10 protein-coding genes and 1 pseudogene are annotated in these 10,806 nt (G+C 68.7%); 5 read left to right on the plus strand and 6 right to left on the minus strand.

From position 1 onward, the window contains the following. Positions 1-433: 433 nt before the first annotated feature. The 3 genes from FFS49_RS36345 to FFS49_RS36355 form a co-directional block, all read right to left on the minus strand. A complete protein-coding gene (locus FFS49_RS36345) occupies positions 434-637 on the minus strand; it encodes a DUF2970 domain-containing protein (RefSeq protein WP_046549365.1) in 204 nt (67 codons plus the stop codon). Positions 638-760: 123 nt separating this feature from the next. Next, positions 761-2,899 carry a pyridoxamine 5'-phosphate oxidase family protein gene (locus FFS49_RS36350; RefSeq protein ID WP_137910277.1) on the minus strand — a complete coding sequence of 713 codons (2,139 nt, stop codon included), beginning with the start codon at positions 2,897-2,899 and terminating at the stop codon, positions 761-763. Between the two features lie 36 nt (positions 2,900-2,935). Further along, complete coding sequence (locus FFS49_RS36355; RefSeq protein WP_137910278.1) at positions 2,936-3,580, minus strand: glutathione S-transferase; 645 nt, start codon at positions 3,578-3,580, stop codon at positions 2,936-2,938. 126 nt (positions 3,581-3,706) lie between these two features. Between FFS49_RS36355 and FFS49_RS36360 the strand changes: the two genes are divergently transcribed. Beyond that, the gene (locus tag FFS49_RS36360; RefSeq protein WP_137910279.1) at positions 3,707-4,624 is read left to right on the plus strand and encodes a LysR family transcriptional regulator; all 918 of its coding nucleotides are present in this window, start codon (positions 3,707-3,709) and stop codon (positions 4,622-4,624) included. Positions 4,625-4,777: 153 nt separating this feature from the next. On the opposite strand, the gene FFS49_RS36365 is transcribed toward FFS49_RS36360, so the two are convergent. Both FFS49_RS36365 and FFS49_RS36370 read right to left on the minus strand, forming a co-directional pair. After that, positions 4,778-5,245 carry a hypothetical protein gene (locus FFS49_RS36365; RefSeq protein ID WP_137910280.1) on the minus strand — a complete coding sequence of 156 codons (468 nt, stop codon included), beginning with the start codon at positions 5,243-5,245 and terminating at the stop codon, positions 4,778-4,780. A 64-nt stretch (positions 5,246-5,309) separates the two neighbouring features. Next, positions 5,310-5,960, minus strand: a complete 651-nt coding sequence (locus FFS49_RS36370) for a TetR/AcrR family transcriptional regulator (RefSeq protein ID WP_224755898.1) — start codon at positions 5,958-5,960, stop codon at positions 5,310-5,312. A 103-nt stretch (positions 5,961-6,063) separates the two neighbouring features. On the opposite strand from FFS49_RS36370, the gene FFS49_RS36375 reads away from it, so the two are divergent. The 3 genes from FFS49_RS36375 to FFS49_RS36385 are packed head-to-tail and all read left to right on the plus strand — an operon-like array spanning position 6,064 to position 9,552. After that, on the plus strand, positions 6,064-6,990 hold the full coding sequence (locus FFS49_RS36375) for an SDR family NAD(P)-dependent oxidoreductase (protein WP_137910282.1): 927 nt from the start codon (positions 6,064-6,066) through the stop codon (positions 6,988-6,990). Next, positions 6,987-8,561: an NAD(P)/FAD-dependent oxidoreductase gene (locus FFS49_RS36380; protein WP_137910283.1), complete on the plus strand. Its 1,575-nt coding sequence runs from the start codon at positions 6,987-6,989 to the stop codon at positions 8,559-8,561. Before FFS49_RS36375 ends, FFS49_RS36380 begins: the two co-directional genes overlap by 4 nt. Before the next feature lie 7 nt (positions 8,562-8,568). Then, positions 8,569-9,552 (plus strand): alpha/beta hydrolase, encoded by a 984-nt coding sequence (locus tag FFS49_RS36385; protein ID WP_137910284.1) that lies wholly within the window; start codon positions 8,569-8,571, stop codon positions 9,550-9,552. A gap of 52 nt (positions 9,553-9,604) precedes the next feature. Here FFS49_RS36385 and FFS49_RS36390 read toward each other — a convergent pair whose 3' ends face one another. Next, positions 9,605-10,003 carry a carboxymuconolactone decarboxylase family protein gene (locus FFS49_RS36390; RefSeq protein WP_137910285.1) on the minus strand — a complete coding sequence of 133 codons (399 nt, stop codon included), beginning with the start codon at positions 10,001-10,003 and terminating at the stop codon, positions 9,605-9,607. Between the two features lie 357 nt (positions 10,004-10,360). Here FFS49_RS36390 and FFS49_RS36395 point away from each other — a divergent pair. Next, positions 10,361-10,806 (plus strand): annotated as a pseudogene (locus tag FFS49_RS36395) (hypothetical protein); the annotation flags it as partial.

Genomic DNA, 10,806 nt, shown 5'->3' on the forward strand with positions numbered 1-10,806 from the left:
CGGATTCAGGTGACGCACCGGGCACCGACGCGGCCGTCGACGGGTTCGTCGGGGGCGTGTCGGGCGGCCGGCTGCATCGCGCAGTCTTGTCATGCGGGGGGACGCTTCGAACGCCTCGGTGCGGACGCGACGCATTGGCGCGCACCGTTCGCTGGAACGGCGGCGTGCCCGTCGCGCGCGACATCGCGGCGCGGCGCGCATTTTACCCCGGGCGGGGCTGACCGCCCGGGAATCGGGCGAAACGGGAGGCGGGGAAGGCGGGAATGGGGACAGCGCGATTCGCGCGGCACGACGACGGTGCCGATGGGCGCGTGACTTGCGTCGTGCGCGCCCGCTTCGATGAGCGGCGCCGCTACGCGCCGTTACGCGCCGGTCATACGGCCGGCAACCGGAGCGGGAACGTTCGCCCGCTCGCGATTCATCGGCCGTCTGCTCAGAACCCCTGCATCGTCACGGTCGGATCGACGACCAGGTGCACGACGCCGTAGATGACCGCGCCGACGAGCACCGCGAGGATGATCGCCACGAACGGCAGCAGCGTGAAGTTGACGTTGGCGAGATCGGCCGCGTGCGCCTTGCTGTTGCGTACGCCGAAGAAACTCCACAGGACCAGTTTGATCATGCCGAGCAGTTTCATGATTGCGCTCCTTTCATCTATCGGTTGACGCTATCGTCGATCCAACCGGCATCCGAAAAAAGAAGCAGTTGTGCGCGCATTTCGCGCAGCAGGCCGTCTGCGGCGGCATGTCGCATGCGTGCGTCAGCAGTCGAGCACGAGCGGTTCCGTCCCTTTCGCGGGCCGCGCGACGCACAGCAGCGCGCAACCGGGTTCGACCTGTGCATCGGGCGCCTGCTCGTAGTCGACCGCGCCGGACAGCACGCGCGTCGCGCACGTGCCGCACGACCCGGAACGGCATTCGGACGGCACGTCCACGCGCTGCCCTTCCGCGAATTCGAGCAAAGAGCCGTCGGCTGGCGTCCACGCGGCTTCGCGGCCGGTGCGCCGGAAGACGACCGGCACGCTCGCCGCCGCCGGCGTGGCAGACGTGCGGGTCGCGCTGCGTGCCACGCTCGACGGCCCGAACGCCTCGAAACGGATGCGTTCGTCCGGCACGTTCAGCGCGCGCAATCCGTCGTACAAGTCGCGCATGAACGCCGACGGCCCGCAGAGGTAGAAATCGTAATCGTCGAACGAAAGGATCCGCTTCAGCTGCGCGACGTCGATGCGGCCCGCATTCGCTGCCGAGCCTTCGTGAGGATGACTGTCGAACCAGTGAAGCGACAAGCGCGCGTCGGTCGCCGCGGCGCGTGCCAGTTCCTCGGCGAACGGACGATCGGCTGCTTCACGCGCACCGTGTACGAACACCACGCGGCGCGAAGATGGCGCGTCGGCCAGCGCACGGCGCAGCATCGCGATCATCGGCGTGATGCCGATACCGGCCGACACGAGCACGGCCGGGCGCGGGCTCGCGAGATCGAACGAGAAGCGGCCGCGCGGCATCTGCGCGTCGAGCGTCATGCCCGCGTGCGCGTGCTCGTGCAGCCACGCCGAGACGCGCCCTTCGCGCTTCACGGTGATTCGATAGTGCGCGCCGCCCGGCGCATCGGAGAGCGTGTAGCTGCGGATCGCCGGCGCATCGCTGCCCGGCAGCGGGATGCGCAGCGTCAGGTGCTGCCCTGCTTCGTAGGCAGGCAGTGCGCCGCCGTCCGCCAGTTCGAAATGGAACGAGCGGATCGCGCGCGCTTCATCGACGATCTTCACAACGCGCAGTGAGCGCCATGCGGGTGCCGACGTCGATGCGGATGCGGATGCGGATGCGGATGCGGATGCGGATGCGGATGCGGATGCGGATGCGGATGCGGATGCGGATGCGGATGCGGACGATACCACCACGCCTGCCCCTGCGGCTGCATTTGAGCCCGCACCTGCCGCCATCGCCGCGAACTGCGGCGCACGTTCGACCGTCGACCACCGGAACGGCAGCACCGCGCGCATGCGCCGCACCTCCCGCACATGGAACCGCACGACGCGCTGCGCGCCGTCGAACGACGCGACGAGCGGCCCGTCCCACACGATCTCGGCGCGCGCGGCCACGTACAGCAGGTCGCCGTTGTCGAAATCGACGAACAGCAGCCCCGCGCGCGGATCGTGCTGCAGATTGCCGAGCGTGTTGAAGAAGCGGTTGCCGCTGAAATCCGGCGTCGTCAGCGTGCGTGCATCGTCGACACGCACGAAGCCCGGCATCCCGCCGCGATGCGACACGTCCGCGCCGCGCGCGGCGCCCGCATCCGCCGACGTGTTCGCGCTCGCGACGAAGAACGTATCGGCCTGCGCCAGCAGCGCGCGATCGGCGTCGTTCAACGCATCCGACACGTCCGGCTCGGCATACGCATCGGCTTCCCGCGCGACGAACGTCGGCGTGCGCCCCTGGATGTACTTCGCACAGTTGCCGAAGCTCTGCTCGACCGCGATCGTCAGCGCATCGCCGTCCACCGCGCGCACGACGCCGTTGACGCGATTGCGCCGCCGCGTATCGAATTCAATCCCGAGCCCGCCGAGCGGCGCACCCGGCTGCCACGCGCCGGCCAGCGGATCGCCCGGCAGCGCGCGCGCCGCGATGCGCAGCGTGCGCGCGTCGGACGACGTCACGAACCCCGGCGCGCCGGCCCGCAGCGTCGCCCACGGCTGGCCGTGCGCATCGACGCCGCCGAGCACGAAGAACGGCAGTTGCGCGAAAAACGTCCGGTGCTGGTCCGGCATGAAGCGCCGGATCCCGCGCCGGCCAGCCGAACCCGCGGCCTCCGTCACGCCCGCGCGCTGCTGCACGGCGAGCTCGCCCGCGTGAAACGGCGTAGCGTCGAGTTCCCAGCCCGGTACGACGGCGGTCGGGGTGTTCATCACGTTCTCCCTGGGCAGGCCCGGCTTCGGTGGGCGTTACGCGGCGAGCAGGCCCGCGCGCGTCGTCGGCATCGCGACGAAGCCCGGCAGCGCCTCGATGCGCGCCAGCCACGCACGCACGTGCGGATACGGTTCGAGCGACACGCCGCCCTCCGGCGCATGCGCGATGTACGAGTAAGCGGCGATATCGGCGATCGTCGGCTGCGCGCCGGCCGCAAACGGCTTGCCGGCCAGCTCGCGGTCGATCACGTCGAGCACCTTCGCGGCGGTGCGCTTGGCGGTCTCCTGGTCGAGCTTCGCGCCGAATACGGTCACGAGCCGCGCGGCAGCCGGCCCCGATGCGATCGGCCCCGCCGCATACGACAGCCAGCGCTGCACGAGCGCCGCGCCAGCCGGATCGTCGGGCAGCCAGTGCGCGTCGCCGTAGCGCTTCGCGAGATACACGAGGATTGCGTTCGAATCGGCGATCACCGTGCCGCCGTCGTCGATCACGGGCACCTGCCCGAGCGGATTGAGCGCGAGGAACGCCGGTTCGTGCTGCGCGCCGGCCGCCAGATCGACATCGACGGTCTCGGACGGCAGGCCGAGCAGCGACACGAACAACCGGACGCGATGGGCGTGCCCCGAGAGCAGGAATGAATAGACACGAATCGGTGAAGCAGGCTTGTTGGCGGCAGACATGGAAACGCTCCTGACTCTCGCGCCGCCGGGGATCGGCGACGAACGACTGCAGCGTAACGCTCGCCGTTCGTCACCAGAAGACGGATAATCGCGGAAACATTATCCTTTCCCATAGGACAATCGACGATGGCCGATCTGCGCGACGTGAACCTGAACCGGCTGGCGATCTTCGTCGCGGTGGTCGACGCCGGCTCGCTGACAGCCGCGGCCGAGCGGCTCGGCCTGGCGAAGACGGTCGTCAGCACGCACATGCAGCGCCTCGAATCCGAGGTCGGCGCGAACCTGCTGGTGCGCACCACGCGGCGGCTGAGCGTGACCGATGCGGGGCGGGCGTTCTACGACGCGTGCCGCGACATCGTGCGCGCCGCCGAAAGCGCGCTCGACGCGGTGTCGTCCGATGCGGGGCCGCTGCGGGGCACGCTGCGCGTGAGCGTGCCGATCGACTACGGTGCGCTGGTGGTCGCGCCTGCCGTGGTCGCGTTGCGCGACCGGCATCCGGGGCTCGACGTCGAACTCGTCGCGAACGACCGCGTGGTCGATCTCGTCGCGGACAACCTCGACGTCGCGATCCGCATCGGCCGCCTCGCCGATTCGAACTATCGGGCGGTGCAGCTCGGCACGTACGAGAAATGGCTGGTGGCGAGCCCCGCGTTCGTCGCGCGCCACGGGCGGCCGCAAGATCCGGATGCGCTCGCCGCGCTGCCGTTCGTGATGCTGTCGACACTGCCGCGCCCGCATACGGTCGAACTCGAAGACGAGAAAGGCGACACCGCTTCCGTGCGCTGTGTCGCGCAGGTCGTGTCGAACACCGCCACCGCGTGCCGCGCGATCGTGCTCGCGGGCGGCGGCTTCGGGCTGCTGACGGATTTCTCGACCGCCGACGATGTCGCAGCCGGCCGGCTCGTGCGGCTGCTGCCCGCGTGGCGCTCGGCGCCGGCCGGGATTCACGCGGTGTATCCGTCGACGCGGTTGCCTTCGCTGAAAGTGCGGGCGTTCGTCGAGGCGATGAAGGCGAGGATCGGGGAGACGGCGGGGCGTGGGTGACGAAGTGCTCAAGCCCGGCTCAGCCGAAGAATACGGCGCGGCGGGACGAGGAAGCATCTCGTCATGCGCGTCGCATGATCCGACCGCCATGAAGGCAAGTTCCGCGTCGCCGCTGCCATGGTCCGACGCCAGTCTCGCCAGGCAGCCAGCCCATCACATGAACTTGACGTAGCACGACTTCTTCTCGACCTCTTCGCGCTTGAATCCGCTCTCGGCCATGCATGCCTCGTACTCGTCGGGCAGCGGCTTCAGATTGAAGATCCGCTGGTCGATCGCGGTGGGCAGGCCATGATCCAGTTCGACCTGCGCCTCTTCGCAGGTCGCCTTGGCCAGGCTGAGCTTCACGGGTTCCCCAGTGATGACGTTGCGGATCTTTTCAAATTCCCCGCCCTTGCAAGCCGCAATGGCTTCCTTGAGGTGTCGCGTGTAGACCGCGTCGCGGCATCGATCTCCTTCCTGATCCAGGTTCTTGAATTTCGCCGCGAAAGTCTGCGACTTCCACACGGTTTCAGAAGTCGTGGACTCGCTGAACGGCCAGCAGCCGCAGCCCGTCAGCCCCAGGACAGACACAGCCATCCCCGCCGACGTCATGCGGCGCAACCATCGGTTTCGTGCTTGCATAGGTTCCTTGTTATTGATTGTCGGCCATACATGGTCGCGGGTAACCGGCCCCGCTCCCGCTGATCTACCCCGCCTCCCGCAACGTCCCCAGCAGCACCTTCCTGCAACTCGCGACCATCTGCGCCTCCGGATCGCGATAGTCGGTGAGCAGCCACGCCGCGCCGACGTTCGTCATCGCGCCGACGAGCGCGAGCCCGATCAGCCGCTGCTCGGTGCGCTCCGCAGGCGTCGCCGCTTCGCGCGGCGCGCCGATCGCCATGATCAGCTTGCCGAAGTCGATCAGCATGCGCTGGTAGGTCATGTCGGTGTCCGCGCTCACGCCCATCACCTCGAGCAGCAGCACGCGCGCCGCGCACGGATCGCGCAGGAACGCGAAGAATGCGGCGAGCCCCGCGTCGACGCTCTCGCGCAGGTCGCCGCCGCGCTCGGCCACCGCCCGCCCGACCGCGTCGTGCAGCTGCTGCGCATGATGCAGGTAGGTGCAGCGCAGCAAATCCTCGGTGCTGTCGAACGCCGCATAAAAATAGCGATCGTTCAGCTTCGCTTCCTGGCAGATCGACCGCACGGTCGCCTTGCGGAACCCGACCGTGCCGAACACGCGCGTCGCCGCGCGAATCAGCGCGTCGCGCCGCTCCGCGGCCCGCACCTCGGGCGCCACGCCACCATACGACCGGCCCCTTTTTTCCGTTTTTTCCGTTTCGAGTGCTTTCTCCATTCCGCTATTTGACATCAGGACACCCGAAAACTAAAGTGGTGACGAACAACACCACAATAGATGCGCCGCCGGTACAGCGCAAGCGGAACGGGAGGAACGACGGATGAAGGGGTTTTCCGGCAAGGTTGCCGCGATCACGGGCGCCGGTTCGGGCATGGGCCGCAGCCTCGCGGTCGAGCTCGCGCGGCGCGGCTGCGAGGTCGCACTCGCCGACGTCAACGACGTCGGGCTCGCCGGCACGGCGGCCGCCTGCGCGCAGCACGGCGTGCGCGTGAGCACGCGGCGGCTCGACGTCGCCGACCGCGATGCGGTGTTCGCGTGGGCCGATTTCGTGCGGGCCGAGCACGGCAAGGTCAACCTGGTCTTCAACAACGCGGGCGTGTCGCTGGCCGCCAGCGCCGAGACCGCGCGCATCGCCGATCTCGAATGGATCGTCGGCATCAATTTCTGGGGCGTCGTGCACGGCACGCAGGCGTTCCTGCCGCATCTGCGCGCGTCGGGCGACGGGCACATCGTCAACACGTCGAGCCTGTTCGGCCTCGTCGCGATGCCCACCCAAAGCGCGTACAACGCGACCAAGTTCGCGGTGCGCGGCTTTACCGAGGCGCTGCGGATGGAGCTCGAACTCGACGGTGCGCCGGTGAGCGCGACCTGCGTGCATCCGGGCGGCGTCGCGACGAATATCGTCGACGCAGGCCGCGTCGATACCAGCATCCATGCGCTCACCGGCCAGGACGAAGCGACCCATCGCCGCCAGGCCAACCGCCTGATCAACGCGACGACGGCCGACGACGCCGCGCGGCAGATCCTCGCGGGGGTCGAGCGCAATGCGCGCCGCGTGCTCGTCGGCGCCGACGCGCGCCGGCTCGACCGGATCGCGCGCCTGCTCGGCGCCGGCTACCAGTGGCTGATGCTGCGCCACGTGCGCCGCGCCCGTGCCCGTAACCTTCGACCGAAGGAAGTCCCTGTGGGAGAACGCGCGCACGCCCCGGCCGCACTCCCGACCACGCCGACCAAGGACCCCGCATGACCTCGACGACGACCGACCGGCGCGACGCGCCGCCCGCCCCCGACGCCCGCCAGGAAAGCAACGACCTCGACGTGCTGATCGTCGGCGCCGGCCTGTCCGGCATCGGCGCGGCGTATCACCTGAAGCAGCGCTGCCCGTATGCCAGCGTGGCGATCGTCGAGGCGCGCGACGCGATCGGCGGCACGTGGGACCTGTTCCGCTATCCGGGCGTCCGTTCGGATTCCGACATGTTCACGCTCGGCTACAGCTTCCGCCCGTGGCACAGCGACAAGGCGATCTCGGACGGCCAGACGATCCTCGACTACATCCGCGACACCGCGCGCGCATACGGCATCGACAAGACGATCCGCTACGGCCAGAAGGTGGTGGCAGCCGACTGGGACTCGAACCGCGCGCGCTGGACGGTACGCATCGAGCGCACGCGAAACGGTGCGACCGACTCGCTCGTCTACACCTGCCGCTTCCTGTTCATGTGCAGCGGCTATTACGACTACGACGCCGGCTACCTGCCCGACTGGGCCGGGATGGACACGTTCGAAGGCAAGCTCGTGCATCCGCAGCACTGGCCGAAGGACCTGTCGTACGCGAACCGGCGCGTGGTCGTGATCGGCAGCGGCGCGACGGCCGTCACGCTCGTGCCGTCGATGGCGGCCGATGCGCAGCACGTGACGATGCTGCAGCGCTCGCCGACCTACATCGTGTCGCTGCCCGCGCGCGACAGGATCGCGAACGCGTTGCGCCGCGTGCTGCCGTCGCGGCTCGCGCACCGGCTCGTGCGCGTGAAGAACGTACTGCTGACGATGTACCTGTACAACGTGTCGCGCCGCAAGCCCGACCGGACGAAGCAGTTCATCATCCGCGCGGCCAGCAAGCAGGTCGGCCCCGGCTTCGACGTCGCGAAGCACCTGACGCCGCGCTACATGCCGTGGGACCAGCGCGTGTGCCTCGTGCCGAACGGCGACCTGTTCAAGGCGATCCGCTCGGGCCGCGCGTCGATCGTCACCGACGAGATCGAGCGCTTCACGCCGACCGGCCTCAAGCTGAAAAGCGGCCAGCAGCTCGACGCGGACGTGATCGTCACCGCGACCGGCCTGAAGGTGAAGATGCTCGGCGGTGCGCGCGTCACCGTCGACGGCCGCGCGGTCAACCTGCCGGACACCGTGTCGTACAAGGGCATGATGTACAGCGACGTGCCGAACCTCGCGTCGTCGTTCGGCTACACGAATGCGTCGTGGACGCTGAAGGCCGAGCTGATCGCGCGCTACGTGTGCCGGCTGCTCAACCACATGCGCGCGAACGGCTACGACACGTGCGTGCCGCGGCTCGGCACCGGCGACCTCGGCAACGTGCCGGCCGTCAACCTGAGCTCGGGCTACATCCAGCGCGCGGCCGGCATCCTGCCGAAGCAGGGGCACAGCAAGCCGTGGAAGTTCCATCAGAACTACGTGCTCGATCTCGCATCGCTGAAATTCAGCGGACTCGCCGATTCGGCGATGCAGTTCGAACGCCGCGCGAAAACCGGGCCGGCCGCGACGTCGCCGGTTGCCGAACCCGCACTCGAAACCCGTTGAGGCCGACATGACCCATACGCTCCATCTGATCCAGAACGTGCTGCTCGGCGTCGTCGCGGTGCTCGCCGCGCTCGCGCTGTTTACCGGCTACGTGGCCCGCCGCGTGACGCGCGCGTTTCCGCCCGAAGGGCGCTTCGTCGACATCGGCAGCGACCGCATCCACTACGTCGAATACGGCAACGGGCCGCCGATCGTGTTCGTCCACGGGCTCGCGGGGCAACTGCGCAATTTCGCGTACCTGCCGCTCGCGCGGCTCGCGCAGCAGCATCGCGTGATCCTGATCGACCGGCCGGGTGCCGGCCGCTCGCTGCGCGGCGCGGGTTCGCAGGCGAACGTGTTCGCGCAGGCCCGCACGGTCGCCGCGTTCATCGACGCGCTGCAGCTCGACAAGCCGGTGCTGGTCGGCCACTCGCTCGGCGGCGCGATCGCGCTCGCGGTCGGCCTCAATCATGCGGACCGCGTGAGCCGCCTCGCGCTGATCGCGCCGCTGTCGCACGAGCAGAGCGAGCCGCCGGCGCCGTTCAAGCCGCTGATGCTGCCGTCGCCGCTGGTGCGCCGCTTCGTGTCGTGGACCTTCGCGATACCGCTGACGATCCTGACCGGCCGCAAGGCCGTGCGCCAGGTGTTCGCGCCGGAAGACGTGCCGCGCGACTTCCCGGTCAAGGGGGGTGGACTGCTCGGGATGCGCCCGCACGTGTTTTACGCAACGGCGACCGACCTGCTGTCGGCACCGGTCGACCTGCCCGCGATGGAACGCCGCTACCCTGACCTCGCGCTGCCGGTCGACGTGCTGTACGGCCGTGCCGATCCGATCCTGAACTGGCGCGAGCACGGCGAAGCGCTCGCGAAGAAATCGGCGCGCGTGCGGCTGAAGGTCGTCGAGGGCGGGCACATGCTGCCGGTCACGATTCCGGAGGCCACCGCCGACTGGGTGCTCGAAGTCGCCGCTGCGCCGGCCGACGTGGCCGCGCCGTCGGCACGCATCGCGTAAGCCGGGACCGTGTGGCAGGGCCTGATTCCGTGCCGCAGGCACAGGCGCGGAATCAGGTTTCGTCGTCGGGCAGCGACAGCCCGAGATCCGAGATCACCTCCCGCGCGCTGCGGAACGCCTCGACCGCGGCCGGCGCGCCCGCGTACAGCGCGCTGTGCAGCAACACCTCGCGGATCTCGACGAGGCTCGCGCCGTTGTTGAGCGCACCGCGAACGTGACCCTTCAGTTCCGTGCTGCGGCCAAGCGCCGCCAGCATCGCGCAAGTGCACAAACTGCGCGTCTTCAGGTCGATCCCGCCCCGCTGCCACGTGCTGCCCCACGCGTGCTCGTTCAGCCAGTTCTGCAGCGGCCGCGAAAAACCGTCGAGGTCACGCATCGCACGCTCGACGAACGCCTCGCCCATCACGTCGATGCGTCGCGCCTTGCCGTATTCCCTGTCCTGTTCGCTCATGTCCGTGTCCTGTGTGGAGTCGTGGTCGTTGCGGCGTCGCCGGCAGCCGGGGATGTCGCGCCATGTTCATCGGGCCGGCGCGTTTCGTCAAAGATGCGGCCCTCGGTTCGACGCGCCCGTGCCGCGCATATCGAACGCTACGTAACATCACTCCGCACGTTACGGCGGCGCGCGGGAACATCGCAACCGCCGCGCCTGCGCACCCTGCGTGCCCGTCGCGCGAAAGCCCCGGTACTCCGTTTAAATCGCACGTATATTCCCGATTTCTGAAATAAAGCGCGACACCGTTTCGGGAAAACTGCCGTGGCGCGGAATTTGCAGTGGTGGCTTGGACACACTTCCAATGTCGAGGCCAACATGCACAAACTCTTCAAGAAGACGACGGTAACGATGGCCGTCTCGTCGCTGCTCGCACTCTATGGTTGCGGCTCGGTCGATGGACCGACAACGCCGCCGACGATCAAGCCGAGCACGTCCGGGTCGGGCGGCAGTTCGGGGACCTCGGGGTCGTCGGGGTCGTCTGGTACGTCGGGGTCGTCTGGTACGTCGGGGTCTTCTGGTACGTCGGGGTCTTCTGGTACGTCGGGTTCGTCCGGGACGTCGGGTACTACTTCGGGTACTTCCGGCACTTCGGGCACCTCCGGTACGTCAGGTACTTCCGGTACGTCGGGTACTTCCGGCACTTCGGGTACTTCCGGTACCTCGGGCACCTCCGGCACCTCCGGCACCTCGGGTACCTCCGGTACGTCGGGTACTTCCGGCACCTCGGGTACTTCCGGTACCTCGGGCACCTCCGGCACCTC

It is taken from the genome of Burkholderia sp. 4NA327C6 (assembly GCF_005502655.1).
GTDB classification, from domain to species: Bacteria; Pseudomonadota; Gammaproteobacteria; order Burkholderiales; family Burkholderiaceae; genus Burkholderia; species Burkholderia contaminans.